30 protein-coding genes and 1 pseudogene are annotated in these 25,529 nt (G+C 71.4%); 20 read left to right on the forward strand and 11 right to left on the reverse strand.

The window, feature by feature from the left end:
* The first annotated feature begins 3 nt into the window (after positions 1 to 3).
* Positions 4 to 570, forward strand: coding sequence for a DinB family protein (locus tag AB0M80_RS33775; protein WP_364573057.1), 567 nt, complete (start codon positions 4 to 6; stop codon positions 568 to 570).
* 36 nt (positions 571 to 606) lie between these two features.
* Here the strand turns inward: AB0M80_RS33775 and AB0M80_RS33780 are convergent, their stop codons facing one another.
* Positions 607 to 1,626 carry an aldo/keto reductase gene (locus AB0M80_RS33780; protein ID WP_364573059.1) on the reverse strand — a complete coding sequence of 340 codons (1,020 nt, stop codon included), beginning with the start codon at positions 1,624 to 1,626 and terminating at the stop codon, positions 607 to 609.
* Positions 1,627 to 1,804: 178 nt separating this feature from the next.
* Here AB0M80_RS33780 and AB0M80_RS33785 point away from each other — a divergent pair, with 178 nt between their 5' ends.
* The 5 genes from AB0M80_RS33785 to AB0M80_RS33805 all read left to right on the forward strand — a co-directional run bounded on the left by AB0M80_RS33785 (position 1,805) and on the right by AB0M80_RS33805 (position 5,778).
* A complete protein-coding gene (locus AB0M80_RS33785; RefSeq protein ID WP_364573061.1) occupies positions 1,805 to 2,293 on the forward strand; it encodes a YbaB/EbfC family nucleoid-associated protein in 489 nt (162 codons plus the stop codon).
* Complete coding sequence (locus AB0M80_RS33790; RefSeq protein WP_364573063.1) at positions 2,290 to 2,604, forward strand: hypothetical protein; 315 nt, start codon at positions 2,290 to 2,292, stop codon at positions 2,602 to 2,604. The genes AB0M80_RS33785 and AB0M80_RS33790 overlap by 4 nt, the downstream gene beginning before the upstream one ends.
* Entirely contained in the window at positions 2,604 to 4,169 is a 1,566-nt protein-coding gene (locus AB0M80_RS33795; protein WP_364573065.1) for a hypothetical protein, read from the forward strand. The genes AB0M80_RS33790 and AB0M80_RS33795 overlap by 1 nt, the downstream gene beginning before the upstream one ends.
* Positions 4,170 to 4,262: 93 nt before the next feature.
* Positions 4,263 to 4,886 carry a TetR/AcrR family transcriptional regulator gene (locus tag AB0M80_RS33800; protein WP_364573067.1) on the forward strand — a complete coding sequence of 208 codons (624 nt, stop codon included), beginning with the start codon at positions 4,263 to 4,265 and terminating at the stop codon, positions 4,884 to 4,886.
* Between the two features lie 61 nt (positions 4,887 to 4,947).
* Positions 4,948 to 5,778, forward strand: coding sequence for an alpha/beta hydrolase (locus AB0M80_RS33805; protein ID WP_364573069.1), 831 nt, complete (start codon positions 4,948 to 4,950; stop codon positions 5,776 to 5,778).
* On the opposite strand, the gene AB0M80_RS33810 is transcribed toward AB0M80_RS33805, so the two are convergent.
* Entirely contained in the window at positions 5,765 to 6,136 is a 372-nt protein-coding gene (locus AB0M80_RS33810) for a DUF742 domain-containing protein (RefSeq protein WP_364573071.1), read from the reverse strand. The genes AB0M80_RS33805 and AB0M80_RS33810 overlap by 14 nt on opposite strands.
* A 161-nt stretch (positions 6,137 to 6,297) precedes the next feature.
* Positions 6,298 to 6,441: a hypothetical protein gene (locus tag AB0M80_RS33815; RefSeq protein WP_364573073.1), complete on the reverse strand. Its 144-nt coding sequence runs from the start codon at positions 6,439 to 6,441 to the stop codon at positions 6,298 to 6,300.
* A 210-nt stretch (positions 6,442 to 6,651) separates the two neighbouring features.
* On the opposite strand from AB0M80_RS33815, the pseudogene AB0M80_RS33820 reads away from it, so the two are divergent.
* Together AB0M80_RS33820 and AB0M80_RS33825 are read left to right on the forward strand one after the other, a co-directional pair.
* Positions 6,652 to 9,018 (forward strand): annotated as a pseudogene (locus AB0M80_RS33820) (BTAD domain-containing putative transcriptional regulator); the annotation flags it as partial.
* Between the two features lie 137 nt (positions 9,019 to 9,155).
* Positions 9,156 to 9,344 (forward strand): hypothetical protein, encoded by a 189-nt coding sequence (locus AB0M80_RS33825; RefSeq protein ID WP_364573147.1) that lies wholly within the window; start codon positions 9,156 to 9,158, stop codon positions 9,342 to 9,344.
* A gap of 12 nt (positions 9,345 to 9,356) precedes the next feature.
* Here AB0M80_RS33825 and AB0M80_RS33830 read toward each other — a convergent pair whose 3' ends face one another.
* Positions 9,357 to 10,718, reverse strand: coding sequence for an NAD-dependent succinate-semialdehyde dehydrogenase (locus tag AB0M80_RS33830; protein WP_364573075.1), 1,362 nt, complete (start codon positions 10,716 to 10,718; stop codon positions 9,357 to 9,359).
* A 111-nt stretch (positions 10,719 to 10,829) separates the two neighbouring features.
* Between AB0M80_RS33830 and AB0M80_RS33835 the strand changes: the two genes are divergently transcribed.
* On the forward strand, positions 10,830 to 11,267 hold the full coding sequence (locus AB0M80_RS33835; protein ID WP_364573077.1) for a hypothetical protein: 438 nt from the start codon (positions 10,830 to 10,832) through the stop codon (positions 11,265 to 11,267).
* The gene (locus AB0M80_RS33840) at positions 11,264 to 11,707 is read left to right on the forward strand and encodes a hypothetical protein (protein WP_364573079.1); all 444 of its coding nucleotides are present in this window, start codon (positions 11,264 to 11,266) and stop codon (positions 11,705 to 11,707) included. The genes AB0M80_RS33835 and AB0M80_RS33840 overlap by 4 nt, the downstream gene beginning before the upstream one ends.
* Here the strand turns inward: AB0M80_RS33840 and AB0M80_RS33845 are convergent.
* Both AB0M80_RS33845 and AB0M80_RS33850 read right to left on the reverse strand, forming a co-directional pair.
* Complete coding sequence (locus AB0M80_RS33845) at positions 11,662 to 12,099, reverse strand: L,D-transpeptidase (RefSeq protein WP_364573081.1); 438 nt, start codon at positions 12,097 to 12,099, stop codon at positions 11,662 to 11,664. The genes AB0M80_RS33840 and AB0M80_RS33845 overlap by 46 nt on opposite strands.
* A gap of 86 nt (positions 12,100 to 12,185) precedes the next feature.
* Entirely contained in the window at positions 12,186 to 13,094 is a 909-nt protein-coding gene (locus AB0M80_RS33850) for a hypothetical protein (protein WP_364573083.1), read from the reverse strand.
* Between the two features lie 122 nt (positions 13,095 to 13,216).
* Here AB0M80_RS33850 and AB0M80_RS33855 point away from each other — a divergent pair, with 122 nt between their 5' ends.
* Positions 13,217 to 13,522 carry a hypothetical protein gene (locus tag AB0M80_RS33855; RefSeq protein ID WP_364573085.1) on the forward strand — a complete coding sequence of 102 codons (306 nt, stop codon included), beginning with the start codon at positions 13,217 to 13,219 and terminating at the stop codon, positions 13,520 to 13,522.
* A gap of 7 nt (positions 13,523 to 13,529) precedes the next feature.
* Here AB0M80_RS33855 and AB0M80_RS33860 read toward each other — a convergent pair whose 3' ends face one another.
* Positions 13,530 to 13,964 carry a hypothetical protein gene (locus AB0M80_RS33860; RefSeq protein ID WP_364573087.1) on the reverse strand — a complete coding sequence of 145 codons (435 nt, stop codon included), beginning with the start codon at positions 13,962 to 13,964 and terminating at the stop codon, positions 13,530 to 13,532.
* A gap of 333 nt (positions 13,965 to 14,297) precedes the next feature.
* Here AB0M80_RS33860 and AB0M80_RS33865 point away from each other — a divergent pair, with 333 nt between their 5' ends.
* Both AB0M80_RS33865 and AB0M80_RS33870 read left to right on the forward strand, forming a co-directional pair.
* On the forward strand, positions 14,298 to 15,173 hold the full coding sequence (locus AB0M80_RS33865) for a helix-turn-helix transcriptional regulator (protein WP_364573089.1): 876 nt from the start codon (positions 14,298 to 14,300) through the stop codon (positions 15,171 to 15,173).
* 28 nt (positions 15,174 to 15,201) lie between these two features.
* Positions 15,202 to 15,912 carry a 2OG-Fe dioxygenase family protein gene (locus AB0M80_RS33870; protein ID WP_364573091.1) on the forward strand — a complete coding sequence of 237 codons (711 nt, stop codon included), beginning with the start codon at positions 15,202 to 15,204 and terminating at the stop codon, positions 15,910 to 15,912.
* A gap of 6 nt (positions 15,913 to 15,918) precedes the next feature.
* Here AB0M80_RS33870 and AB0M80_RS33875 read toward each other — a convergent pair whose 3' ends face one another.
* The gene (locus tag AB0M80_RS33875; RefSeq protein WP_364573093.1) at positions 15,919 to 16,359 is read right to left on the reverse strand and encodes a nuclear transport factor 2 family protein; all 441 of its coding nucleotides are present in this window, start codon (positions 16,357 to 16,359) and stop codon (positions 15,919 to 15,921) included.
* 123 nt (positions 16,360 to 16,482) lie between these two features.
* On the opposite strand from AB0M80_RS33875, the gene AB0M80_RS33880 reads away from it, so the two are divergent.
* A complete protein-coding gene (locus AB0M80_RS33880; RefSeq protein ID WP_364573095.1) occupies positions 16,483 to 17,349 on the forward strand; it encodes a LysR family transcriptional regulator in 867 nt (288 codons plus the stop codon).
* 3 nt (positions 17,350 to 17,352) lie between these two features.
* Here AB0M80_RS33880 and AB0M80_RS33885 read toward each other — a convergent pair whose 3' ends face one another.
* On the reverse strand, positions 17,353 to 17,730 hold the full coding sequence (locus AB0M80_RS33885; protein ID WP_364573096.1) for an STAS domain-containing protein: 378 nt from the start codon (positions 17,728 to 17,730) through the stop codon (positions 17,353 to 17,355).
* 166 nt (positions 17,731 to 17,896) lie between these two features.
* Between AB0M80_RS33885 and msrA the strand changes: the two genes are divergently transcribed.
* From msrA to AB0M80_RS33910, 5 genes are all read left to right on the forward strand, one after another.
* Entirely contained in the window at positions 17,897 to 18,412 is a 516-nt protein-coding gene (msrA, locus tag AB0M80_RS33890; RefSeq protein ID WP_364573097.1) for a peptide-methionine (S)-S-oxide reductase MsrA, read from the forward strand.
* 320 nt (positions 18,413 to 18,732) lie between these two features.
* Complete coding sequence (locus AB0M80_RS33895; RefSeq protein WP_364573098.1) at positions 18,733 to 21,006, forward strand: M4 family metallopeptidase; 2,274 nt, start codon at positions 18,733 to 18,735, stop codon at positions 21,004 to 21,006.
* 84 nt (positions 21,007 to 21,090) lie between these two features.
* A complete protein-coding gene (locus tag AB0M80_RS33900) occupies positions 21,091 to 21,600 on the forward strand; it encodes an OsmC family protein (RefSeq protein WP_364573099.1) in 510 nt (169 codons plus the stop codon).
* A gap of 79 nt (positions 21,601 to 21,679) precedes the next feature.
* On the forward strand, positions 21,680 to 22,657 hold the full coding sequence (locus AB0M80_RS33905; protein WP_364573101.1) for an ATP-binding cassette domain-containing protein: 978 nt from the start codon (positions 21,680 to 21,682) through the stop codon (positions 22,655 to 22,657).
* Positions 22,654 to 23,457, forward strand: a complete 804-nt coding sequence (locus AB0M80_RS33910) for an ABC transporter permease (protein WP_364573103.1) — start codon at positions 22,654 to 22,656, stop codon at positions 23,455 to 23,457. The genes AB0M80_RS33905 and AB0M80_RS33910 overlap by 4 nt, the downstream gene beginning before the upstream one ends.
* 21 nt (positions 23,458 to 23,478) lie before the next feature.
* On the opposite strand, the gene AB0M80_RS33915 is transcribed toward AB0M80_RS33910, so the two are convergent.
* Positions 23,479 to 23,901: a nitroreductase/quinone reductase family protein gene (locus AB0M80_RS33915; protein WP_364573105.1), complete on the reverse strand. Its 423-nt coding sequence runs from the start codon at positions 23,899 to 23,901 to the stop codon at positions 23,479 to 23,481.
* A complete protein-coding gene (locus AB0M80_RS33920; RefSeq protein ID WP_364573107.1) occupies positions 23,898 to 24,440 on the reverse strand; it encodes a DUF6069 family protein in 543 nt (180 codons plus the stop codon). The genes AB0M80_RS33915 and AB0M80_RS33920 overlap by 4 nt, the downstream gene beginning before the upstream one ends.
* Before the next feature lie 104 nt (positions 24,441 to 24,544).
* On the opposite strand from AB0M80_RS33920, the gene AB0M80_RS33925 reads away from it, so the two are divergent.
* The gene (locus AB0M80_RS33925; RefSeq protein ID WP_364573109.1) at positions 24,545 to 25,522 is read left to right on the forward strand and encodes an SDR family NAD(P)-dependent oxidoreductase; all 978 of its coding nucleotides are present in this window, start codon (positions 24,545 to 24,547) and stop codon (positions 25,520 to 25,522) included.
* Positions 25,523 to 25,529: the final 7 nt, after the last annotated feature.

Consider the following 25,529-nt stretch of genomic DNA (forward strand, 5'->3'; position numbering starts at 1 on the left):
GCCATGATCGACGAGTTCGCGAAGAACTACCTGCACGGCGACTTGCGCGAGGTCCGCGAAGAGTTGCTCGGCAAACTCGACGGGCTCGGCGAGTACGACGTCCGCCGTCCCCTGACCGCGACCGGCACCAACCTGCTCGGCCTCGTCAAGCACCTGACCCTGACCGAAGCCCGGTACTTCGGCGACATCTTCGGCCGGCCGTTCCCCGAGCCGCTGCCCCGGTGGGACGACGCCGGGGCACGCGGCAAGGACATGTGGGCGACCGAGCACGAGACGCGCGCGGAGATCGTCGACCGCTACCGGCGGGTGTGGGCCCACTCCGACGCGACGATCACCGCGCTCGCCGTCGACACGCCCGGGCACGTGCCCTGGTGGCCCCGCCCGGACGTGCTGCTGTTCAACGTCCTGGTCCACGTGCTCACCGAGACCGGCCGCCACGCCGGGCACGCGGACATCCTGCGTGAGCAGCTCGACGGCTCGCTCGCCACCGACGGCCACCACGACGCGGCGTTCTGGGCGGACCGGTGCGCGGAGGTCGACCGGGCCGCCCGGGCCGCGGCCGAGCGCTGACGTCCACTGTGGACTCGCGGCGTCGGGCTCGCGTGGCTACCGGCGCGGCAAGTCCGCGTTGAGCCGCGCCAGGATGCCGTGCGGGAACGGCTGCTCTACGGCACTCACCTCGGTCAGCCGGTCCAGCTGGGCGTCGCTGAGGTCGAGGGCGAGCGCGCCGAGGGTCTCGGTGAGCTGCTCCGGCGTCCGGGCGCCGATCAGCGGCGCGGGCATCGACGGCCGGCTCGTCACCCAGCGCAGGGCCACCTGGGCCGGGGTGGCACCCACCTCGGCCGCGAGCTCGCGGACCGCGTCCAGCACCGCCCAGCGGGATTCGGGCAGCGCGCGGAACGCCCCGGCGTCCGGGCCCGCGAGCCGTCCGGTGCCCGCCCCGTCGCGGGTGTACTTGCCGCTGAGGAACCCGCCGCCGATCGCGCCCCACGGCTGGATCGCGATGCCGAACTCCCGCGCCAGGGGCACGTACTCGGCCTCGATGGCGCGCTCGACGAGGGAGTACTCCAGCTGCAGCGCCGTCACCGGCGGCCCGCCGAGCATGGCGGCCTTGGTCGCGTACCACGCGGGGACGTCGCTGAGCCCCACCGCCCGGATCTTCCCGGCGCGCACCAGGTCGCCGAACGCCGCCACCACCTCTTCGGCCGGGGTGAAGCCGTCCCAGAGGTGCAGCCAGTAGAGGTCGACGTGGTCGACGCGCAGCCGCCGGAGCGACGCCTCCAGCGAGGCGATCATGTTCTTGCGGCCGTTGCTTCGGCGGCGCGGGTCCGAGCGCGGCGTGCCGTCGCCGAAGTCCGGCCCGGAGTACTTGGTGGCGAGCACGACGTCGTCCCGGCCGACGTCGCGGAGGAACTCGCCGACCAGTTCCTCGCTGCGGCCGGCGCTGTAGTTGTCCGCCGTGTCGACGAAGTTGCCGCCGCGCTCGACGTAGGCGCGGAACGTCCGGCGGGCGGTGCTGTCGTCGGCGCAGAAGGATCCGGTGCCGAAGGTCATCGCGCCCAGTGCCAGCGGTGAGACGCACAGCCCGGAGCGGCCCAGCGGCCGGTAGTCGTCCAGTTCGGTCATGCCCCGATCGTGCAACCCGGAGCGCGGTCCGGGTCAAACCCCGATCGGGGAGTTCGAGGGCAGCATCGGGGAGACAACCAGGCATACCTCCGGCTAACACGGGGTGGCGGTCCGGGGTGCGCTAGCCTGGCCGATCATGGAACCGGCCGAGTGCGCCGGTGGGTCGAGGAGCGATTTCGTGCAACCGAACCTGGGGCCTGGTGAAGACTTCCAGCTGCTGCTCGAACGGCAGGTCCGGGAGATGCAGGCGAAGGCCGCGGCGCTGAACGAAGCGCTTTCCTCGGCCGGCGCCACGGTCCGCACCCGCGACGGCGCGGTCACCGTGACCCTCGCCCCGAACGGCGCGCTGACGAACCTCGAACTCGGCCACCGGGCGTGCGAGCTCGGCCCGGCGCGGCTGACCGCGGCCATCATGGGCGCGGTGCGCGACGCCCAGCGTCAGACCGCCCGCGCCGTCGCGGACTCGTTCGCCACCATCAACGGCGACAGCGAGTCGACCGACATGGTCCGGTCCTTCCTGCCGCCGGACCCACCGCCGGACGGGGACTTCGCGGCCCCGGAGAGCGCCGAGCTCCAGCGGACCCCGCCGCCGGCCGCTCCCCCGGCCCCGCCGCGTCGCCGTCCCCAGGCCGACGACCACTCCGACGACGAATCGAACCCCTGGTGAGCGGCGGCGGCTTCCGGGTTTCCGCGGAACCCCTGGCGACGTTCGGCCGGCACCTCGACGAGCTGCGGAACAACCTGCAGAGCACCGCGGACCTCGTCGGCGGCATGGTCTGCGACCCCGGGATGTTCGGCATCAACCCGGCGTGCCAGTTGATGGCCGCCGGCGCGAGCGCCTGGACCGACAAGGCGCACCACCAGTTCGGGGAGTACGCCAAGACCGTCGGCGAGCTCGCCGACAAGGTCGCCGAGGCGGCGAAGCGCTACCAGGCGGGCGAAGAAGACGCCGTCGACTCGATCGTGAGGTTCGAATAGTGGGCGACGACTACCGGAGCAAGGACGTCAGCCTCCACGGCTCGGACCTGTTCAACGAGGACAACCGGTCGGCCGGGGCGGGGTTCTTCGAGGCCGCGGTCGGCCTGGACAAGGCCGTCGAGGAGAACGACCAGGTCGCGATCGGCATCGGCTCCGCGGGCATGGCGCTGGAGACCATCGGTCTCGTGCTGGACCCGATCGGCAGCCTGCTCACCGCCGGGATCGGCTGGCTCATCGAGCACATCACGATCCTGCGGTGGCCGCTGGACATCCTGATGGGCGACCCCATCGGCATCGCGGCGGCCAGCGAAGCGCTCACGGCGGAGAAGAAGAAGCTGGAGCAGTGGTCGGCCGACCACCAGCAGGCGCTCGACACGCTGATGAAGGACTGGAGCGGGAAGGCCGCGGACCAGTTCAAGAAGGACATGGACGCGGTCACCGAGCAGCTGAGCTCCCTCGGCGGCTACCTCGACCAGGCCGGCAAGAACATGAAGATCGCCGGCGGCATCGTCGGCGCCTTCCGCGGCATCCTCCGCGACCTGATCGCGATGCTCCTGGCGACGATCATCAAGGGCGCGCTGATCGCGGCGGCGCTGGCCCCGGTGACGTTCGGCGCGTCGATCGCGATTTTCATCGGGACGACGATCGGCACGGTGGCCACGGCGCTGGGCAAGATCGGCGCGAAGCTCGCGCAGCTGGCCAAGAAGCTGGGCGACCTGGTGCAGGCGCTGGCGAAGATGGGCAAGGCGGGCGACGAGCTGGCGGCGGCGAAGCCCCCGGCGAGCAGCCTGACGCCGACGCCCACCCCGAAGCCGGACGCCACCCCGCTCCCCAAGCCGGACAACGCACCGGCGTCGCCGAAGCCGGACACGACGCCGTCGTCGGCGACTCCGGATCCGAAGCCCGAGCCCAACCCGGACACCACCCCCGAGCCCAAGCCGGAACCCGCCCCCTCGTCTTCGTCGGCGACCCCGGAACCCAAGCCGGAGCCCAAGCCCGACACCACACCGGACCCCAAGCCGGAGCCGAAGCCCGAGCCCGTTCCCTCGTCCTCGGCGACCCCGGAACCCAAGCCCGACACCACCCCCGAGCCCAAGCCCGAGCCAAAACCGGAACCCGCCCCCTCGTCCTCCTCGGCGACCCCGGAACCGAAACCGGAGCCCAAGCCCGACCCGGCGCCGTCGTCGGCCGCCCCGGAGCCGAAGCCGGACACCACGCCCGAGCCGAGGCCGGACTCCACTCCGGACTCGACCCCGGCCCCGGATCCCAAGCCGCACAAGCCGTTCACCGACCAGATGACCGACGTCATCAAGACGAAACTGTCCCAGATGGACGGTGTGACGCCGGAGGTCATGCAGAAGTTCGACAAGATCAGCAACTTCTCCGTGCACGAGCTCGGCAAGCTCTTCGGCAAGGAGGGCGCCGAGAAGTTCGAGTCGGCGGTCAAGGTCATGACCGACCCGTGGTTCGGCAAGTCCGGCCTGGCCGGCAAGACCGTCGTCGACATGATCAAGGGCGTGCCCGCGAGCGTCGGCAACGTCACCGGCGGGGACGACGACTCCTGAGTCAGCCGAGCGGGTCGAGCCCGGTCGCAAGCCGCCGCCAGCCCGCAGCCGCCGGTCGAGTCCGAGCGCGAACCGCGTGCCAAGCTGTCCCGCGTGGACAACGCTACCGACGAACCGGCGCGGGCGGGGTACCGGCGGTCGGCGGGGTCGCCGCGCGGCGAGGCCCGGCGCCGGGAACTGCTGGCGAAGATCACCGACGACGTCGCCGAGAACGGGCTCGTCGACTTCTCGCTGCGGCGCGCCGCGCGGGCGGCCGGGACGACGCACAAGGTGCTGCTCTACCACTTCGAAGGCGCCGAAGACCTGCTCCGGCAGGTGGTCTTCGCCCTGCGCGAACGGCGGATCGGCAACGCACTGGCGGCCGTCTCCGCGGAGGCGCCGACCCTCGCCGGCCGCGTCCGGGCCGCTTGGGCCGGCGTCCGCGACGAGGACACGCAGCTGCGGCGCGTCCTCGACCAGGCGATGGGCCTGGCGATGTACGACCCGGGCCGGTACGCCGCGCTCGGCCGGGGCGCGTCCCAGCAGTACCTGCCGACGCTGGTGTCCTTCTGCCCGGAGCACTGGCCGGAGCGGCGCAAGCTCGAGGTCGCCGAGATGATCCTCGCGGCGCTGCGGGGTTTTCTCGTGGATCTGCTGACCAGCCCGGACGGCGAAGGCGCGGCGGCCGGGTTCGCGGCGTTGCTGCGGGCGGTCGAACGGGAGGAAACGGCTCCCTGAGCCTCGACAGTTTGCGAACCACGTGGTTCACTTCTGCCCGGGGACACACTGGGAGGCTGGGATGCAGCTCGAACTGTCCGCGGGCACCGTCGAGTACACCGACACGGGCGGGGAGGGGCCGGTCGTCGTCTTCGTCCACGGCCTGCTGATGGACGGCTCGCTGTGGGACGGCCCGGTGGCGAACCTCGCCGGCCTTCGCTGCGTCGTCCCGACGTTGCCGCTGGGCGCGCACCGGCACCCGATGCGCGAGGACGCTGACCTGTCGCTGCCCGGCATCGCCCGGTTGCTCGTGGAGTTCCTGGAGCGTCTCGACCTGCGGGACGTCACCCTGGTCGGCGTCGACACCGGCGGCGCGCTGGTGCAGTTGCTCATAGCAGACAACGCACCACGGGTCAGCCGGGTCGTGCTCGCGTCGTGCGACGCGTTCGACAACTTCCCGCCCGGCCTCACCGGCAAAACGCTGTTCCTGGCGGGGAAACTCCCGCCGCGCCTGTTCGGGGTGTTCATGCAGCAGCTGCGGCTGCGCGCGGTGCGGCGGCTCCCGATCGCGTTCGGTTGGCTCACGAAACGCGGCGACGCGGCCACAGCCCGCTGGCTCCGGCCGCTGCTGAGCCGGGCCGGCATCCGCCGCGACACCGTCCGCATCCTGCGGGCGGCCGCCGAAGCGCCGGACATCCTCGTGGAGGTGGCCGAGCGGCTGCCGGGCTTCGACCGGCCGGCACTGGTCGTCTGGGCGACCGAGGACCGCGTGATGCCCCTCGAGCACGGCCGGCGGCTGGCCGCCCTGCTGCCCAAGGGAGAACTCGTCGAGGTGGCCGACAGCTACACGCTGCTGCCGCTCGACCAGCCGGTCGAGTTCGCCCGGCTGATCCGGGAGTTCACAACCGGCTGAGGCCGTACAGAATGCGCTTCATCAGGTCCATGTTCGGCCGGTTGCCGTTGCCCCGCTTCGCGGTGTGCACGGCGACCAGACCACGGTCGGCGAGGTCGGAGAGCAGGACCCGCGCCACGCCGAGCGGCAGCCGCCGCCGAGCGGCGACCTCGGCCACCGACTGCGAAGTGCGGCACAGCACGCAAATTTCCGACTCTTCCGGCGTGCTTCCGCGCGTCATGGCCCGCCCGCGCGCGGTGGTCGAAACGAGCGTCTCGACCGGAAGGTCCCTCGTCGGGCGCGTCCGGCCGTGGGTGCGGAAGTACGGACGGACGAGCCCCGCCGCTCCTCCGTCTTCGAGCGCGGTCCCCCAGTGCACAGCCTGCTCCTCACGGCGATTAATCCTTGTCGGCGATTATTCGACACCGTGATCGACTCCACCGCAATCGACCGAACAGGCTAACGGACGGTAAACTCCAGGTCAGGACGACACCGTTGAACGACACCACCCCGCCGGGCGAAGGTCATCCAGCGGGATTATCAGAGTTCTGACAACTCGGCCGGCTTGCGCGCCTTCCGGGCGCGGGCCAGCAGGCGCGTCATCCGGCGCCGCCACCGCCTCGCGGCGGCGAACTCCTGCTGGACCTCGGTGATGCGTGCGCGGAGGTACGCGTCGGAAATCATGGCGGCTCCCCTGGTCGTCCGTGCCGTCACGGTGCGCGGGGGCCATTGGGAAAATCTTGAACGGACCTTGCCCGGAGGACGCCGATCCGCTACGCCTGAGGCAGGGAGGGCACGGTCGTGGTGGAACTGCGGGTGCTGGGTGCCGTCGAGGTCGTGGCCGACGGGATCCGGTTCGACGTCGGGCACGCGCGGCAGCGTGACGTGCTGGCGGTGCTGCTCCTCGACGTCGGCCGGGCGGTCCCGGTCGACCGGCTGATCGACCGCGTGTGGGGCGAACGGCCGCCCCGGCAGCCGAGGAACTCCCTGTACGCGTACGTCTCGCGGCTGCGTGCGCTGCTCGGGGCGCTGGACGGTGTGACGATCGAGCGGGACCGCGACGGCTACGTCCTCGTGGCCGATCCGCTGACGGTGGACGTCCACCGGTTCGAAAGCCTCCTGCGGCGGGCGAGGACGACGACGGACGACCACGCCGCAATCGCGCTGTACGACGAAGCCTTGGCGCTCTGGCGCGGGACCCCGCTCAGCGAACTGGACTCACCGTGGGTGGCCGGTGTCCGCAGCGAACTGGAACGCAAGCGCGACACGGCCGTGCTCGACCGCGACGACCTCCGGCTGCGCACGGGCGCCCACGCCGCCGTGCTCGCCCAGCCCGTCCCCGAGGACGTCGGTGGCGAACGGGCGGCGGCCCAGCGGATCGAAGCGCTGTTCCTCGACGGGCGTCCGGCCGACGCGCTGCGGGAGTACGAAGAGGTCCGGTCACGCCTGGCGGACGAGCTCGGCGCCGACCCCGGCCCGCGGCTGCGCGGCCTGCACGAACGGATCCTGACCGGCAGCGGCCCGGACCCGCGGCAGCTGCCGGCCGCGGCGCACTCGTTCTCCGGACGCACCGCCGAACTGGCGGCGCTCGACCGGATGCTGGCCCCCGACGGCGCGGTGGCCGTGATCTCCGGCGCGGGTGGCCTCGGGAAGACGTGGCTGGCCGTGCGGTGGGCGACCGACCACGCAAGCCGCTTCCCGGACGGCCAGCTGTATGCCGACCTCCACGGCTTCGACCCGGCCCGCGAACCGGTGCCTGCCGAGCGCGCCGTCCGCGGCTTCCTCGGTGCGCTCGGCGTCGCGCCGGCGTCGATCCCGCCGGAACCGGACGGGCAGGCGGCGCTGTACCGCAGCATCACGGCCCGGCGCCGGTTGCTCGTGGTGCTCGACAACGCGCGGGACACCGGGCACGTGACGCCGTTGCTGCCCGGCGGATCGGCCTGTTCGGTCCTGATCACCAGCCGTCACGAGCTCGGCGGTCTGCTCACCACGCACGGCGCGAGTGCGCTCCCGCTGCGCACCCTCGACGAAGACCAGGCGCGAGAGCTGCTGGCGCACAAGCTGGGGGCGGCCCGGCTGGCCGAAGAACCCGAGGCGGCGCAGGAAATCCTGGACCAGTGCGGCGGAATGGCGCTGGCACTGGCGATCGTGGCGGCCCGCGTCGCGGCTCAGCCGGCGCGGCGGCTCGCCGCCCTGGCCGCCGAACTGCGCGAAAGCCGGTTGGACGCACTGGACACCGGGGAGCTGACCGCGAGCCTGCGCGCGGTGTTCGACGCCTCCTACCGCTCGCTCGCCCCGGGTGCCGCATCGGCTTTCCGCCTCCTCGGCCTGCTGCCCGCCGGCGACATCGGCCGCGCGGCCGCGACGGCTCTGCTCGGGGACGCCCGGGCCGTGCGCGTGCTGTGCGCGGCCAACCTCCTGGATGAGCACCAGCCGGGCCGCTTCCGGATGCACGACCTGGTGAAGCTGTACGCCGCCGAGCTCGCGGCGTCGACGGACGACCCCGCCACCCGGCTCGAGGCGTCGACCAGGCTGTTCGACCACTACCTGAGCTGGGCGTCGGCGGCCATGGACGTGTTCTCGCCGCACGAGCCCTACCTGCGGCCACCGGTGACCGGCCCACGCCCTTCGTTCCCTTCCGGCGAGACCGCGCGGGACTGGCTGGACACCGAGCGGGCCACGATGGTGGCGTTGGCCACGAGCGCCCCGGAGGCACTGGCGGCCCACGTGATCCGCCTGTCGTCGACGCTCTGGCGGTACCTGTACATCGCGGCGCACCACTACGAGGCGCTCACCCTCCACACGACGGCGCTGGCGCTGACGGGCCCGGGCACGCGCGAGCGGGGCTTCGCGGCGCACGCCGTCGGCATGACGTTGATCCTGCTCGGCCGTTTCGACGAGGCAGCCTCGCGTCTTGAGCAGGCCCTTTCCTCGGCGTTGGAGCACCAGAACGACCTGCTCGAAAGCATGACCCGCAACAGCATCGCCACGATCGACGACATCCGCGGCCGACGCCCGCAGGCCCGCGAGCAGTACGACCTGGCCCTCGCGGCGGCGCGCCGGACGGACCACGCGCTGCTGGAGGGAATAGCCCTGTGCAACATAGGGGAGCACCACCGCTGGTGCGGCAACCACCAGAAGGCGGTGGAGTACCTGCAGCAAAGCGGCCGCATAGCGGAGCACCTGGACTCAGCCGGCCTGGGCGGCCCGGTGTTGTCGGCGTTGGGTAGCGCGTACGCGGGTCTGGGCCGCCCGGAGGAAGCCGACGAGCACTTCCGCCGCGCGCTGGAGTTCGCCCGGGTGGGCGGCAACACGAACCTCGAGGTGACGGCCCTGAACGACCTGGCGGCGACGAAGACGGGGCCGAGGCGATCTCGTTGTACGAGAAGGCTTTGGCGTTGGCCCGGCGGACTGGGCACCTTCGTGAGCGCGCTGTTGCCCAGCACGGGTTGGGGGTGGCCCACCGGGCGGCCGGGAACCCTGCCGAGGCAACGTCCCACCTGGAGGCGGCTTTGGTGGCGTACACGGAGTTGCGTGCGCCGGAGGCTGAAGAGGTGCGCGTTCTGCTCGGTGAGCCTTCGCGATAGCCCGGCGGCGGGTCAGAGGCGGATGGGCTTCTTGTTCATGAATTCCTCAATGCCCAACGGCCCCAGCTCCCGCCCCATCCCCGACCGCTTGATCCCGCCGAACGGCAGATCCGCCTCCGAACCGCCCGACTTGTTCACGTACACCATCCCCGCCTCGATTCCGCGCGCCACGCGGGCCGCCCGGGTGCGGTCGGTGGCGAACACGCTTGCGCCCAGGCCGAATGGGGTGTCGTTCGCCAGGGACAGGGCCTCTGCCTCCGTCTCCGCGCGGAACAGCAGCGCCACCGGGCCGAAGATCTCCTCGTGGTAGGCCGCCATCTTCGGGGTCACGTCGGTGAGGACCGTCGCCTCCAGGTACGCGCCCGGGCCGGGGATGCGGTGGCCGCCCGCTCGCAGCGTTGCTCCTTCGCGGACCGCCGCTTCTACCTGGGCCGCCACCTCGTCCGCCGCCGCGGTCGAGGCCAGTGGGGGCAGCGTTGTCGACGGGTCCGCCGGGTTGCCCGGGACGTAGTACTCCGCGACGCGCTTGGCGAACCGGTCGGCGAACTCCTCGTACAGCTCGCCCAGCACGATGATGCGCTTGGGCGCGTTGCACGACTGGCCGCAGTTGCGCATCCGGGCCGTCGCGGTGATCTTGACCGTTTCGTCCAGGTCGTCGGTGTCCAGGACGATCAGCGGGTCGGACCCACCGAGCTCCAGGACGCACTTCTTGAGGTTGCGCCCGGCTTCGGCCGCCACCGAGATGCCGGCCTGCTCGCTGCCGGTGAGCGACACGCCGGCCAGGCGCGGGTCCGCGAGCATCCACGGGACCTGCCGGCTCGACGCGAACACGTTCACGTATGCGTCCGAGGGCACCCCGGCGTCGCGCAGCACGCTCTCGATCGCCACCGCCGAGCGCGGGCAGATCGACGCGTGCTTGAGCAGGATCGTGTTGCCCAGCACCAGGTTCGGCGCGACGAACCGGGCGACCTGGTAGCACGGGAAGTTCCACGGCATGACGCCGAGCAGCGGCCCGATCGGCTCCTTCGTCAGCACCGCTTCGCCGCCGCGGATCGCCAGGGGCTCGTCCGCCAGCAGGTCCGGGCCGCGCTCGCCGTAGTACCGGAAGATGTCGGCGACGACGGCGACTTCGCCGCGGCCTTCGTTGATCCGCTTCCCCATTTCCAAGGTCATGATCGCGGCGAGCTCGTCGGCGCGCTCGGCGAACAGCTCCGCCGCGCGCAGCACGACCGCGGCGCGGTCGGCGACCGGCCGCGACCGCCAGGCCGCGAATCCGCGGTGCACCCGCTCGATCGCGGCGCGGACCTCCTCGTCGGCCGCGTTCGGGATCTCGTCCACCAGCTCACCCGTCGCCGGGTTGGTGACTGAGTACATGGCCGCCTCCTCTGCCCACAGTAGCCTACTGGATACTGTATACACTATGTGAGTGGCGATCGGCACCCGCGCGGCGGTACCCGTTTCCGCTTGATCGAATATCGTTCCCTCATGACGCTGGAACTCACCGGCGGACCCGAATTCGCCACACCGGCCCCGAAAAACGCCCGTTGGACCCGGCACTACGCCGGTCACGAGGTCACCTTCGGCTGCCCCACCCGCACGTCGGAACGCACTCCCCGGGTGTGGAGCGGACGCGGTCTCGGCCTGCCGGAGGCCGAACTGGCGGAGTTCGCCGCGCAGCTGCGCCGCGTCATGAAAACCGACGCCTACTGGATCGCGCGGGCTGCCTGCCCGGATCGCCACGCGGGCGATCGGGCGCTCTGGTCACCAGGCCGCTACGACGACGAAGACGGCTTCGTGTACTTCACCGGCCCGTGCACCCACGGCGATCCGTGGCCCGGCTACCGGCCGGCCCGGGCGTTCACCCTGGCGCTCCCCCACGTCCGCGGCCTGCGGATCCGGGTGGCCGCCTACCTGGCCGGATGAATCCGGCCCGCGCCGGCGTGATCGCGGCGGTGGTGAGCGGTATCCCGTCGACCACGCACGCACTCCTCACCGGCGGTGACCTCCTGGCGGCCACCCGCGCGGCGGGCACCCTGCTGCCGGGACGGCGCGACCGGCCCGGCGCTGTGGCCGGGCTGATCGCGCACGTCGTCGTCTCCGCCGCTTGGGCCTGCGTGCTCGCCGCGGCCGCCCGCCGCCACCGGCTCGGTGCCGGCGGCGGCGCGGTCGCCGGGCTGGCCATCGCGGCGCTGGACCTCGGGATCGCGGCCCGTGCTTACCCCGCCGTGCGGGCGTTGCCGCGCGGGCCGCAGATCCTGGATCACCTGGTGTTCGGCGCCGTCACCGGCGCGCTCCTCGACCGTCCACAACGGACGGATCAGGGCACGACCTCGACGACGTCACCCGGGCTCAGCGAGTTGTAGAACTTCACCGCGGCGGCGTGCGAAAGGTGCACGCACCCGTGGGACTTGACCTTCAGGCTGCCCTGGTGGAACGCGACCCCGGTGGTGGTGAAGAACACCGAGTACGGCATCGGCCCGTTGAACTGCTTGCTGTAGTGGTCGATGTCCTTGTACTGCACGTGGAACTTGCCCACCGGCGTCGGGTACTTCGGCAGCCCCACGGTGATCGGGACGCCGCCGTAGGTGACGTTCCCGGCGCCGTCGGCCAGCCACGCGGTATTCGAACTGCGCTGGACGCAGGCCTTCGCTTCGGCGCTGCACGGCGTGGCCGCCGCTTCCGCCGTTCCCGCGAACGCCACGGTCCCCGCCATCGCGGCGACCCCGCCCAGGAGTGCGATCATCCTCCGGTTCATCGTGTGCCTCCCGTTGTCGTTCGGCTACCCAAAGAGAGTGCCCACCCGGGCGATCTTCGAACCGGAAGAACCAAAAGAACCGGAAATCAGTTCTGCGGCTGCGAAAGCCCGAGGAATTCGGCCTGCTCGCGGTCGTAACGGCGGGTCAGCCCGGTGCCGTAGCGATCCCACCAGTTCTGCGTGTGCCCGCCCTGGCGGGTGGTCGTGTCGCCGTAGACCTGCCGGTCGTATTCGATGCGCGCGTCGCGGAACTCCTGCTGGAACTGCTCCGGCGTCAGCCCTTGGACGTGCTGGACGGTCGTTTCGCTCAGCGTGCGCGAACTCCGCACGATGTCCTCGCCCGCCATGTGGTTGAGGATCGCGCGGACGCCGCCGGCGCCGCGCATGTGAGCGCCGGACATGATCGCGGCCTGGGTGCCGGGATCGGTGAAGTTGAGCGCACCGGCCGTGCGCGCGTTCGCGGTCATCAGGTCGGCGACGACCGCGCGTTCCTCGGCGCTGCCGATCCCGTACTGCTCGCGCGCGGCGATGATCCGGTCGTAGCCGTTGTGCATGTTCTGCCGGAATCCGTAGGCCTCGGGGACCCCGCCCTGCTCCCCCGTCGCGCCTTCGGAGCGCATGATCGAGTCGACGACACGGGGGTCCAGCTGCTGCGGAGCCGCCGCGGCCGCGCCGCCACCGCCCGCGGCCGGCCCGCCGCCGTACGCCCGGGCGACGTCGGAGTCGGCGGCGCGGTAACCGTCCGCGGCCGTTTGGACGTTTCGGTTCACGTTCGTCAGGAGGCTGAGGAGCTTCTGGAGCGCGCTGCCCAGTGACGAGTGCAACGCCGAGTTCGCGGCCGCGACGCCGCTGCCGATCCCGGCGAACGACAACGCGTCCAGCACCAGGCCTTCCAGGTCGCGGGTCGCCGACAGGAAGGACGACCCGACGTCTTCGACCGCCCTGACGACCGCTCCCATCTCCGCCGTTTCGGCGCGGTAGGCCCCGGCACTCATGGTCTGCTCCCTCCGGACACCGGCTGTGCGCGTCGAGAATTCCCCACCGCGCCGGCCCGGCCCACGGCCGAATTACCCACTGGTCCCGGCAGGACTGCCCACACCGGCGCTAAGGTCGGGAGATGAGCACACCCGACGGCGACCCGAACGTGGTCGAGGGCGAGATCGTCGACGACACCCCGACCGCGGCGCTGACGATCCCGTCGCCGCCGCTGCCGGATCCGGACTACAGCGAAGGCGGCGTGCCGAGCTTCGACTTCGTCCGGGACAAGATCGAGGGCCGGTACACGACGTCGCTCGGCGCCACCGACGTCGCCGGCCTCGGCACCGAAAACACGGCCGAGGCCCTCGACAAGCAGATCGCCGACCGCGACCAGGCGGCGAAGGACCGGCTGGCCGAGATCCGCCGCTCGATGCGCGGCGAGTGACCGCCCGTCACGTCCGGCGCGCGGGGCTCGTCCCGCACTCCGGCGCACTGCTGCCGCGGAGGAAGTGCCCGGCCGCGTAGCCGGCGCGCCCGCCGGCGGTCCCACGCAGCCACCGGTCGTCACCGGAGGCGGGCGTGCCGTGCGTCCAGCACTCCGCCTCGAAAGTGCCACCCTCCGCGACCCAGCCGACCCGCCGGCACGTCGCGGCCGCGCAGGACCGGACGTTCAGGCCGTTCTTCCCCGTCCCGGCCACGAGGTACGGCGTGGGCGCCGTGCGTGCCAGCAGGTCGCTGCCGCCCCCGGCGGGATCCGACGGCGGCGAACCCGGTGCTCCCGCCTCGCCCGAGTTGAGGCCGCCGAGCAGCACGAAGAGCAGGAAGGCCGCAAAGGCGGTGGCGGCCAGCACCCGGACGAGCACACCCGGTCTCAGCACGACGAACATGGCGATTCCTTCCCCTCGGCGCCCTCCGCCGGAGCCAGATCGGTCCCTGTCGTCGTCCTGGTGCGTCCTCACTGCCCTCGAGTTCCGGCCTGGCTCCGGCTTGCTCTGCAAGTGTCACTCCGGGATAGCTACTTTTGCAATTCCCACAGAGAAATCCCAGAAGGGAACACCTGTTCGGCCTAGCGAGCTCCGGACCAGCGGAAACCGACCAACTGGCGCCTTGCGGGGGTGCCTTCCCACGGCAGCCGACCGGAAGGGGTATGGTCGCCGCGCGATGGGAAACCCACCACCTGGGTTCCCATTCCGAACGGCCCGCCGTCAGAACGAGGTCCCATGGCCCCCACGCAAGGTCCGATCGTGCCGCGCCGCCGGATCGCGGACACGCTCAAGAGCCTGCGTGACGAATCCGGCCGGACCCTGGAAGAGGTCGCCGAGGCGCTGCTGATCTCGACGTCGAAGCTCTCCCGGCTCGAGAACGCGCAGGGCAGCCCGCAGGCCAGGGACGTCCGCGACCTGATCCGCTTCTACGGCATCGAGAACACGCAGCTGGCCGAGCGGCTGATGCGCTGGGTGAAGGCGTCCGGGCGGCAGGGCTGGTGGATCGACTACTCGCAGACCACGGCGACACCCGGGCTCGACGCCCACCTCGCGTACGAGTCGGAAGCCACCGTGGCCCGGATCTACACGATCCCGCTGCTGCCGGTGCTCCTGCAGACCGCCGACTACGCCCGCGCCCAGTATTCGACGCACGAGCCGTGGTGGTCGGCCGAAGAGGTCGACCGGCTCGTCGAGCTGCGGGAGCACCGCAAGCGCGTCCTCGCCGAGCGCGACGACATGGACCCGCTGAAACTGGTGGCGGTGACCCACGAGTCGGCCTTGCGGCAGTTCGTCGGCTCGCGCGAGATCATGCGCGCCCAGCTGGACCACCTGGTCGAACGGTCGACCGCGCCGAACATCGAACTGCGCGTCTTCCCCTTCGCCCATCCGCCGCTGTTCTCGATGAGCTGCATGTACGCGTACTTCGAGTTCGAAAACGAGCTGGACCGCGACATCGTGCACATCGAAACCCACGCCGGGTTCCGGCACATCGAGACCGCCAAGACGGTCGAGTACTACCGCGGCTACCACGACGCACTGGTGGCCGCCTCCCTCGAGCCCGACGAGAGCCGCGCACTGATCCGCGAGATCCAGTCCGGGCAGTTCGGCTGATCCGTTCCTTCCGAGTTGGGACCCACGCATGGCTTTCGACATTTCCGGTTCCGCCGGTGAAGACCTCCGGCTGGCTCGCAAGCAGCTCGACACCGACGGCTACCTCGTCGTGTCCGACGACGAGCTGGGCCTGCCCGGCGCGCGCCTGCGCGCCCACCTCCTGCGCACGTACTTCACCCCGGACGTCCTCCGCTGCTACCCCGGCGACATCCCCGCCGACCGGGAACGGGCCAGGGACGTCGTCGAATACGCGTGGCACGGCGAGACCCCGGAGCTGGCCGAACACCCCGAGATCGCCATCGAGGACCGTGGCGGCCGCCCCGAACGCCGCGAGTACGCCCGCACCCCCGTGGCCCACGATCCGCTGTTCGCGTCCTGGATCCGCGCCGCGCTCGGGCTGCTCCCGGAACACCGCCGCCGGCCGCGGGGGACGTTCGGCGTCAACCTCTTCCGGACCTTCACCAACGTCGTGACGCGGCCGCACGCCGACGGCGAAGAGTTCGTCTTCGTCTACGTCGTGGACCGCGACGGCACCGGCGCCGAGACGACGTTGTTCCGGCCCGAAGACCCGGGCACCGCCGTGCACACGCAGCGGCTGGAACCCGGGCAGCTCATCGTGTTCGAGGACGCCCGGTTCCTGCACACCGCCAGCCCGCTGATCGCCCCGCCCGGTGGCCGCGCCCGCCGCGACGCGCTCGTGTGCACAGTGGACCACCCGCAGACCTACGGGCTCGGCTGACCCCGCTCAGCCGAAGATGGCGAGCGGATCGCCGGTGTACCAAGCATTTTCGATGACGACCCGGCGCATCACCCAGCGGTCGCCGTCGCGGACCAGGTCGACGTCGTAGCGGTTCTTCAGCAGCGCGTGCGTGCCGTGGTCCGCGCTCAGCAGGTGCTGGGCCTCGACCAGTGCGGTCAGGTGGGCGGTGTCGCCGTCGACGGTCACGCGCGGGTTGGTCACCTGGTGGGTCGTGTCGACGCGGCCGGAGAACAGCGCCAGGATCGTGTCCACGATGGCGTCCCGCCCGCTCATCAGCGGCGGCCGCGCGCCCCACCGCGCGGCCGCGGGCCGGAAGTCCAGCTCGGCGTCGGCGGCGAACGACGACGCGAACAGCTCGCGGTCCTCGAGGTCCTGGCCCAGGCCGAAGCGGTACAGCGCGTCGACGATCTCCAGGTGGTCGGGCATGTCCGGCATTGTTGCTTCCCTTCGGGGTGCTTTGTGCGCTCCAGCCTGCTGAGACCCGCGAAGCCGATCAACGCGCTCCTGTGCCACGATCGTTAAGCAGGAGTTGACGATGGAGGGGCGGGCATGCCGGAGTGGCGGGAGCTCGAGTCGTTCCTGACGCTGGCCGAGGAGCTGCACTTCGGCCGCACGGCCGAGCGGCTGCACGTCTCCACCGCGCAGGTCAGCCAGACGATCCGCAAGCTCGAACGGCGGATCGGCGTGCCGCTGTTCACCCGGACCAGCCGCCGCGTCGAGCTGACGCCGGTGGGGCGGCAGCTCCGCGACGACCTGGGACCGGCTTGGTCGGCGGTCGCGGCGGCGCTGGCCAAGGCGGTCGAGGCCGGCCGCGGGGTCACCGGCACGCTGCGCGTGGCGTTCGGTGACGCGGCGGGCGGGCAGCTGCTGGCCGGGGTGGCCGAGCGGTTCCGGGAGCGGGCCCCCGGCTGCCGGGTCGAGTTCCGCGAGGTGCGGCCGGCCGAGGTCCTGCCCTGGCTGCGCGAGGGCGAGGTGGACCTCGTGCTGGCCGGGCTCCCGCTCGACGGCCCGGACCTCGTCACCGGCCCGGTGCTGGTGCGTGAGCTGCGGTTCCTCGCCGTCGCCGCGGGGCACCCCTTCGCCCGCCGGGACTCGGTGCCGGTCGCAGACCTGGCGCGCGTCACGGTGCTGCGGTGCTCGCTGCCCGACCCGTGGCTCGACGAACACGCCCCGGACGCCGAGCCGTGGCCGCGAGCCGGCCTGCAGGAGCTGCTCACCCTGGCCGGCGCCGGGGAGGGTGTGCTGCCGGTCGGCGCGCACATCCGGCGCTACTACCCGCGGCCCGACGTCGCGTACGTGCCGCTCAGCGACGCACCCCTCCTCGAATGGGGGCTCGTGTGGCCGGCCGGCACGGCGTCCGCGCGGGTCCGCGCCTTCGCCGAGGCCGCGGCCGACCTCGTGCGCGAACCGGCCTGACGTTCAGCAGGGCAGCCACCGCACCTCGACCGGCTGGTAGGCGACGATCGTCGCCAGGCGATCCGGGAACACCGGGACCCGGTCGCCGAGCCCGGTGCGGCGGACCACCCGTTCGACACCGGTGCCGGGCGAGGCGACCAGGCACCCCGGCAGGCCCCGGTCCCGGCAGCGCTCGAACGCCTCGAGCAGGCCGCGGACACCCCGCTCGGAGAGGGAGTCCAGCCGGCCGAGGTCGATCACCAGCAGCCGGGGCCATGGCAGTTCGCCGAGGGTGGTCTCGAACACCGCCGCCCACTCCAGCACCGTCGTGATGCCCGGCTCGCCGCGCATCTCGACGACCAGCACGCCGGCGGACCGTGCCGAGGCGATGTCGTCGCGCATCGCGCCTCCCGGGAGCCGCCCCCCGCCCCGGAACCATCGTCCCACGCCGCGCACCCGGAAGCGACGGGCGCCGGACGTCAGGCTTCCGTAACACCCGCGTGGAATCATCGGGGGTCCGGCGAAGTTGTACAGGCGGTAGCACCGCACGAGGAGAAGGAGTGACGCCGTGACCACGTCAACCGAAAGGGCCGTCCTGGCCGGCGGCTGCTTCTGGGGGATGCAGGAGCTGTTCCGCCGTCAGCCCGGGGTGATCTCGACCCGGGTCGGTTACAGCGGCGGCGACGTCCCGAACGCCACCTACCGCAACCACGGCACGCACGCCGAGGCCATCGAGGTGATCTACGACCCCGCGCGGACCACGTTCCGCGGCCTGCTCGAGTTCTTCTTCCAGGTGCACGACCCGACGACGAAGAACCGCCAGGGCAACGACATCGGCCTGAGCTACCGCTCGGCGATCTTCTTCGAGAACGACGAGCAGAAGCGGGTCGCCGAGGACACGATCGCCGACGTCGAAGCCTCGGGGCTGTGGCCGGGCAAGGTCGTCACCGAAGTCAGCCCGGTGGGTGACTTCTGGGAGGCCGAGCCGGAACACCAGGACTACCTGCAGCGCATCCCGAACGGGTACACGTGCCACTTCGTGCGCCCGGGCTGGAAGCTCCCGAAGCGCGAGAAGACCGCCTGACACCAGCACCACCGAAGGCCCCTTCGCCGATCACGGCGAAGGGGCCTTTCGTCGTCTCGGACGCAGCGAAGATCGCCCGAACGGCGGTGGTCCTGATCAAGTCCTCTATGGACAGTCGACAGCTCGGGTCCCAATAGTGTCAAATGTCCTATTTGGGATGTATTGCGACTTGCCGATAAGTCCGTACGTTCGTCGCTTGTTCACGAGGCTTGCACACCGGATCCTGATTTCCGCTAAGCCGCACCATTTTCCCCGTCGTCCCCGTTCTCGGCCCGGCCTTGCCGCCGGGCCGGTTCGCCCTGCCCGGAGGAGATCCCTCGATGCAACTGAGACGTCCATTCGTCTTGGCCGCGAGCGGCGCGCTGATCGCCGCGGTGTGCACGACCACCACCGCCCAGGCCCAGCCCGCCACCCCGAACGCCGTCCAGGACGCCCAGACCATGGCCGTGTCGGCGGCGGCCGGGCTCGTGGCGAGCAAGCCCGCCGCGCTGCACGCCAGCGCGGACGACGTTTTCCTGGCCCAGAAGGCGATTTCCTCGACCAACGGCCTGAAGTACATCCCCTACGAGCGCAGCTACAAGGGCCTGCCCGTGGTGGGCGGCGACTTCGTGGTGGCGACCGACTCGACGGGCCAGGTGCTCGGCACCTCCGTCGCCCAGGACCAGACGATCGACCTCGCCACCACCGACGCGAAGGTCTCGAAAGCCGCGGCCGAGGCGACCGCGCGGCAGCAGCTGTCCGCCGTGGACAGCGTCAGCCCGGCGCAGCAGGTCGTCTACGCCCTCGGCACGCCGACGCTGGCGTGGAAGAGCACCGTCGTCGGCCGCGACGCCGAGGGCCCGAGCCGGCTCGACGTCGTCGTCGACGCCACCACCGGGAAGGTGCTCAAGACCCAAGAGCACGTCATGAACGGCGACGGCACCAGCGCGTGGAACGGGCCGAACCCGGTGCACCTCGACACCACGCACTCGGGCAGCACGTACACGATGAAGGACCCGGCCATCACCAACACGTCCTGCCAGGACGCGGCCAGCAACACCACCTTCAGCGGGCCGGACGACCTCTGGGGCAACGGCACCGCGAGCAACCGCGAAACCGGCTGCGTCGACGCGCTGTTCGCCGCCCAGACCGAGAACAAGATGCTCTCGCAGTGGCTGGGCCGCAACGGGTTCGACGGCAACGGCGGCGGCTGGCCGATCCGCGTCGGCCTCAACGACCAGAACGCCTACTACGACGGCAGCCAGATCCAGATCGGCAAGAACACCGCCGGCGGCTGGATCGGCTCGATCGACGTCGTGGCGCACGAGCACGGCCACGGCATCGACGACCACACCCCGGGCGGGATTTCCGGCGCGGGCACCCAGGAGTTCGTCGCCGACGTCTTCGGCGCGGCGAGCGAGTGGTTCGCGAACGAGCCCGCCCCCTACGACAAGCCGGACTTCCTGGTCGGCGAGCAGGTCAACCTCGTCGGCTCGGGCCCGATCCGCAACATGTACAACCCGTCGGCGCTGGGCGACAAGAACTGCTACGACAGCTCGGTCCCCAACGGTGAGGTGCACGCGGCCGCCGGTCCCGGCAACCACTGGTTCTACCTGCTGGCCGAGGGCACGAACCCGACCAACGGGCAGCCGACCAGCACCACGTGCAACAGCTCGACGGTCACCGGTCTCGGCGTGCAGACCGCGGTGAAGATCTTCTACAACGCGATGCTGCTCAAGACCTCCAGCAGCTCGTACCTGAAGTACCGCACCTGGACGCTGACCGCGGCGAAGAACCTGTTCCCGGGCAGCTGCACCGAGTTCAACACCGTCAAGGCGGCGTGGGACGCGATCAGCGTGCCGGCGCAGTCGGCCGACCCGACGTGCTCGGCGACCGGCACGGTCACCGTTTCGAACCCGGGCAACCAGTCCACCACGACCGGTGGTGCGGTGAACCTGGCGCTGTCGGCCAGCGGTGGCACCGCGCCGTACACGTGGTCGGCCACCGGCCTGCCGGCCGGCCTGTCGATCAACGCCTCCACCGGCACGATCTCGGGCACCGCGACCACCGCGGGCACCTCGAACGTCACGGTGACGGCGAAGGACAGCGCCAACCGGACCGGCTCGGCGTCGTTCACGTGGACCGTCGGCACCACCGGCGGCTGCTCCGGCCAGAAGCTGGCCAACGCCGACTTCGAATCGGGCACCTCCGGCTGGACCGCCAGCAGCGGCGTGATCGGGCAGAACGGCTCCGACCAGCCGGCGCACGGCGGCACGTACAACGCCTGGCTGGACGGCTACGGCTCGGCGCACACCGACTCGCTCGCGCAGTCGGTGAGCATCCCGGCGGGCTGCCACGCCACGCTGACGTTCTACCTGCACATCGACTCGGCGGAGACGACCACGACGACCGCCTACGACAAGCTGACCGTGACCAACGGCAGCACCACGCTGGCCAGCTATTCCAACCTGAACAAGGCGTCCGGGTACGTCCTCAAGACGGTCGACGTCTCGTCGGCCGCCGGCGGGACCCTGTCGCTGAAGTTCACCGGCACCGAGGACAGCTCGCTGCAGACGTCGTTCGTCATCGACGACACGGCCGTCACGCTGAGCTGAGGCTGAAGCACGCGAACCGTTGAGGCGGGGAGGCCGGAAAAACCGGCCTCCCCGTTTCTTCGTCTTCCGGGGCAGAATCGGCGCATGGATGCCGAAGAGCTGCGCGCGGTCCAGACGCCCTTGAAGGAGCAGTACCGGGAACGGCCGGAGAGCGCGCTCGTCACCCTGCACGCCGACGCCGAGCTGGCCGGCCTCGGCGTCTCCTGCAAGGTCGAAACCGGGCGCGCGGTGGTCGAGGCCGGGCTGCACCCGGCGACCGGCGGCGACGGCACCCTCGCGTGCTCGGGGGACATGCTGCTCGAGGCACTCGTCGCCTGCGCCGGGGTGACCCTGCGGGCCGTGGCGACGTCGCTCGGCCTGACCGTCCGCGGCGGGCGCGTCCGGGCCGAGGGCGACCTCGACTTCCGCGGCACCCTCGCCGTCGCGAAGGACGCGCCGGTGGGCTTCCGCGCCATCCGGCTGTCGTTCGATCTGGACACCGACGCGAGCGAGGACCAGCTGGCGACCCTGAAGAAGCTGACCGAGCGTTACTGCGTCGTGTTCCAGTCGCTGCGGACACCGCCTGAATTCGCCGTCACGCTTTCGGCGAACTGAAGGACTCCCCGGGAGAAACCCGGAGGACAAACCGGACGGCGTGGCCTAGCTTGTCGGTGTCACCGGAAGGGGAGCCGACATGCCACAGCCGGAACCGGACGTCGCCGTCCGGGTACGCGGGCTCGTGAAGACCTATGGTTCGACCCGCGCGCTCGACGGCGTCGACCTCGACATCCCGGCCGGGCAGGTGCTCGGCCTGCTCGGCCCGAACGGGGCCGGGAAGACCACCACCGTGCGGATCCTGACCACGCTGCTGCGCCCGGACTCGGGGTCGGCGCACGTGGCCGGCTACGACGTGCTGGCCGAGCCCGACGAAGTGCGGCAGCGGATCGGGCTGTCCGGCCAGTACGCGGCCGTCGACGAGAACCTCACCGGGTACGAAAACCTCTACATGGTCGGGCGGCTCTACGGCAAGCGGAGGGCCGCGGCCCGCTCGCGCGCCCGGGAACTGCTCGCGCGGTTCCAGCTCGCCGAGGCCGCCGACCGGCCGGCGAAGGGCTATTCCGGGGGCATGCGCCGCCGCCTCGACCTGGCCGGCGCGCTGGTCGCCGAGCCGGCCGTCGTCGTGCTGGACGAGCCCACCACCGGCCTCGACCCGGGCGGGCGCCTCGACACGTGGGCGGTCATCAAGGAGCTCGTGGCCGACGGCACCACCGTGCTGCTGACGACCCAGTACCTCGAAGAGGCCGACCAGCTCGCCGACTCGATCGTGGTGATCGACCACGGCCGGGTGATCGCGCGCGGCACCGCGGACGAGCTGAAGGCGCAGATCGGCGGCGAACGCCTCGAGCTGGTCGTCGCCTCGGCGGCGGACCTGCCGATCACCCTGGACGTCCTGCGCGAGGTCGGCACCGGCGAGCCGTCCGGCGACGACCACACCCGGCGCGCCGAGATCCTCGTCGACACCGGCCCGAAGGCGCTCATCGAGGCCCTGCGCCGGTTGGACTCCCACGGCATCACGGTCCAGGACGTCGGGTTGCACCGGCCGACACTGGACGACGTCTTCCTGTCCCTGACCGGCCACGGCGCCGAGCCCACCAAGGAGGCAGCGAAGTGAACGCGATCACCAAGGGCCTCTCCGACGGCGGCATCGTCACGTGGCGCAACTTGATGAACGTCCGCCGCAACCCCGATTGGCTGATGGCCGCGACCCTGCAGCCGATCATGTTCGTGCTGCTGTTCGCCTACGTCTTCGGCAACGCGATCGGCGGCGAAGCGGGCGGCGCGGCGTACCGCGAGTTCCTCATCGCCGGCATCTTCGCCCAGACGGTGGCGTTCAACTCGGCGTTCACCGTCATCGGCTTCGCCAACGACCTGCAGAAGGGCATCATCGACCGGTTCCGCTCGCTGCCGATGTCCCGGATCGCGGTGGTCCTCGGCCGCACGACGTCGGACCTCGTCGTCAGCGTGGTCGCGCTGATCGTGATGTCGCTGTGCGGGCTCCTGGTCGGCTGGCGGATCCGCGGCAGCTTCTGGGACGCCCTGCTCGGCTACCTGGTGATGCTGATGTTCGCGTGGGCGCTGTCGTGGGTCGGCGCGCTGATCGGCCTGGCGGCGCGCAGCGTCGAGGTCGCCCAGAGCGCCGGGCTGGTCTGGATGTTCCCGCTGAGCTTCATCTCCTCGGCGTTCGTCCCGACCGACACGCTTCCGGCGTTCCTCAAGGCGATCGCGGACTGGAACCCGTTCACGGCGGTGATCAACGCGACGCGGGACCTGTTCGGCAACCGGTTCGGGACCCCGCCGACGGGCTGGCCCGCGGAGAACGCGGCGCTGTACGCGATCCTGTGCTGCGTGGCGATCATCGCGATCTTCGCGCCCCTGGCCACGGCGCAGTACCGGCGGGTGGCGAGCAAGTAGGACAGTCCGAAGAGGACTTGTTCAGTCCTCTTCGGACAGCTCCACGATCGGGATCACCCGTCTGGCCTGCCTGGCCTTCGCCTGGTGATCGGCCAGGAACGGGTAGTGTTTCTCCAGTTCCGTCCACGTCCGCACGTAGTCCGCGCCGAGCAGGGGCAGGGCCTCCGCGTCGAACCCGCGGCCGTCCACCTCCACCCGGACCCGTGGGTCGGCCTCGAGGTTCAGGTACCAGTCCGGGTGCCGGGGCGCGCCGACGTTGGACGCCACCACCAGCCACCGCGCGCCGTCGCGGTGGACCATCATCGGGACGGTACGCGGCTCCCCGGAAAGCCGGCCCGTCGTCGTCAGCAGCGCCAGGCGCTCCCGGTGCATGCCCTCGACCTCGCCGCCCGCCCGGAACTGCTCGATCACCCGGCGGTTGGTCTCCCGGATGTCCACGGTCACCGGTCGTAGTAGCGGGTCGGCGGGTCCTCCTGGGTCCACTGCTGCCGGGTGGGCGGCGGCGCGGCGCTCTGCTGGGTGCGGCGCCGGTGCAGCGTCCGCGCGCTGGTCGCCATGCTGTTCACCACCGCGGCGATGACCAGGCCGATCACCAGGTTGATCACCGCCGTGGCGATCTTCGCGCTCGGCGCGACCGCCAGCGTCAGCGGCAGCACCACGGCGATCAACGTGACCAGCACCATGATCCAGCCGAAGAACTGGGACGGCGCCGGCGTCGCCACGCTCAGCAGGTGCATCAGCCCGGTGGCGAGCAGGGCCACCGCGGCGGCCACCAGTGCGTACGTCGTGGTGCTCGCGTTGCCCCAGACGCCTTCGCCTTTTGGGGCGAGCACTTCGACCTCGAAGATCCCCCGCGCGATCAGCAGCCCGACGACGGCGAGCAGGGCCGCGACCACCGCCGTCGCCACGCCGCCCGCCCACAGGCGGCGCGCGTCGATGCCCGGGCGGACGTCCTGGGGCTGGTTCCCGTAGTAGTCGGACATCAGAGCCTTCCTGGGTCGGCTGCGCCTCTCCCCCCGATTGTCCCCCGTTTCGGGCCCGGCCGCGATTTGCGCTGGAGTGCACTCCAGCTCGTAACGTCGAAGACATGACCACCGCACAGCACAAGATCGGTTCGGGCTTCGGCGCCACCACCACGGCCGCCGAAGCCGTCGCAGGCGTCGACCTCACCGGGAAGCTCGCCGTCGTCACCGGCGGGTACTCCGGGATCGGCCTCGAAACCACCCGCGCGCTGACCGGCGCCGGCGCCCACGTCGTCGTCCCGGCGCGCCGCCGCGCGACCGCCGAAGAAGCGCTCGACGGCATCGAGAACGTCGAGGTCGACGAGCTGGACCTGGGTGAGCTCGAGAGCGTCCGTGCCTTCTCGGAGCGCTTCCTGGCGACCGGACGGCGGATCGACCTCTTCATCGCCAACGCGGGCATCATGGCCTGCCCCGAGACCCGCGTCGGCCCGGGCTGGGAGGCGCAGTTCGCCACCAACCACCTCGGCCACTTCGCGCTGGTCAACCGGCTGTGGCCGGCGATCGCCGAGGGCGCCCGCGTGGTCTCGCTGTCCTCGCGTGGCCACCACTACTCGCCCATCCGCTGGGACGACGTCCACTTCGAAAACGGTTACGAGAAGTGGCAGGCCTACGGGCAGGCCAAGACGGCCAACGTGCTGTTCGCCGTCCGGCTCGACGAGCTGGGCGCCGGAAAGGGCGTCCACGCGTTCGCGCTGCACCCCGGCGGCATCATGACGCCGCTGCAGCGGCACCTGCCCCGGGAAGAAATGATCGAACGGGGCTGGATCGACGAGGCCGGGAACTACCTGGTGGAGTTCAAGACCCCCGAGCAGGGCGCGGCGACCACCGTCTGGGCCGCGACGTCGCCCCAGCTGGCCGGGCTCGGCGGGCTGTACCTGGAGGACTGCGACGTCGCCGACCTCGCGCCGGAGGACGCCGAGGGGCTCGCCGCTTCGGGCGTGCGCCGGTACGCCGTCGACCGCGAGCAGGCCGCACGCCTGTGGACGCTGTCGGCGCAGCTCACCGGCGTGGACGCGTTCGCGCAGCCGGTGATCGCGACCTGAATGTCAC

Origin of the sequence: Amycolatopsis sp. NPDC051045, assembly GCF_040682955.1 — a bacterium.
In the GTDB taxonomy this organism is placed as follows: domain Bacteria; phylum Actinomycetota; class Actinomycetes; order Mycobacteriales; family Pseudonocardiaceae; genus Amycolatopsis.

Bases quoted from the DNA above. Each gene is read 5' to 3' on its own strand.
- AB0M80_RS33780 (WP_364573059.1), bottom strand. From the start codon at position 1,626: ATGACCGAACTGGACGACTACCGGCCGCTGGGCCGCTCCGGGCTGTGC.
- AB0M80_RS33860 (WP_364573087.1), bottom strand. From the start codon at position 13,964: ATGTTCGTCGTGCTGAGACCGGGTGTGCTCGTCCGGGTGCTGGCCGCC.
- AB0M80_RS33920 (WP_364573107.1), bottom strand. From the start codon at position 24,440: ATGTCCGACTACTACGGGAACCAGCCCCAGGACGTCCGCCCGGGCATC.
- AB0M80_RS33805 (WP_364573069.1), top strand. From the start codon at position 4,948: ATGCAGCTCGAACTGTCCGCGGGCACCGTCGAGTACACCGACACGGGC.
- AB0M80_RS33830 (WP_364573075.1), bottom strand. From the start codon at position 10,718: ATGTACTCAGTCACCAACCCGGCGACGGGTGAGCTGGTGGACGAGATC.
- AB0M80_RS33905 (WP_364573101.1), top strand. From the start codon at position 21,680: ATGCCACAGCCGGAACCGGACGTCGCCGTCCGGGTACGCGGGCTCGTG.
- AB0M80_RS33815 (WP_364573073.1), bottom strand. From the start codon at position 6,441: ATGATTTCCGACGCGTACCTCCGCGCACGCATCACCGAGGTCCAGCAG.
- AB0M80_RS33865 (WP_364573089.1), top strand. From the start codon at position 14,298: ATGGCCCCCACGCAAGGTCCGATCGTGCCGCGCCGCCGGATCGCGGAC.
- AB0M80_RS33835 (WP_364573077.1), top strand. From the start codon at position 10,830: ATGACGCTGGAACTCACCGGCGGACCCGAATTCGCCACACCGGCCCCG.
- AB0M80_RS33850 (WP_364573083.1), bottom strand. From the start codon at position 13,094: ATGAGTGCCGGGGCCTACCGCGCCGAAACGGCGGAGATGGGAGCGGTC.
- AB0M80_RS33875 (WP_364573093.1), bottom strand. From the start codon at position 16,359: ATGCCCGACCACCTGGAGATCGTCGACGCGCTGTACCGCTTCGGCCTG.
- AB0M80_RS33855 (WP_364573085.1), top strand. From the start codon at position 13,217: ATGAGCACACCCGACGGCGACCCGAACGTGGTCGAGGGCGAGATCGTC.
- AB0M80_RS33870 (WP_364573091.1), top strand. From the start codon at position 15,202: ATGGCTTTCGACATTTCCGGTTCCGCCGGTGAAGACCTCCGGCTGGCT.
- AB0M80_RS33925 (WP_364573109.1), top strand. From the start codon at position 24,545: ATGACCACCGCACAGCACAAGATCGGTTCGGGCTTCGGCGCCACCACC.
- AB0M80_RS33900 (WP_364573099.1), top strand. From the start codon at position 21,091: ATGGATGCCGAAGAGCTGCGCGCGGTCCAGACGCCCTTGAAGGAGCAG.
- AB0M80_RS33775 (WP_364573057.1), top strand. From the start codon at position 4: ATGATCGACGAGTTCGCGAAGAACTACCTGCACGGCGACTTGCGCGAG.
- AB0M80_RS33885 (WP_364573096.1), bottom strand. From the start codon at position 17,730: ATGCGCGACGACATCGCCTCGGCACGGTCCGCCGGCGTGCTGGTCGTC.
- AB0M80_RS33895 (WP_364573098.1), top strand. From the start codon at position 18,733: ATGCAACTGAGACGTCCATTCGTCTTGGCCGCGAGCGGCGCGCTGATC.
- AB0M80_RS33880 (WP_364573095.1), top strand. From the start codon at position 16,483: ATGCCGGAGTGGCGGGAGCTCGAGTCGTTCCTGACGCTGGCCGAGGAG.
- AB0M80_RS33845 (WP_364573081.1), bottom strand. From the start codon at position 12,099: ATGAACCGGAGGATGATCGCACTCCTGGGCGGGGTCGCCGCGATGGCG.
- AB0M80_RS33840 (WP_364573079.1), top strand. From the start codon at position 11,264: ATGAATCCGGCCCGCGCCGGCGTGATCGCGGCGGTGGTGAGCGGTATC.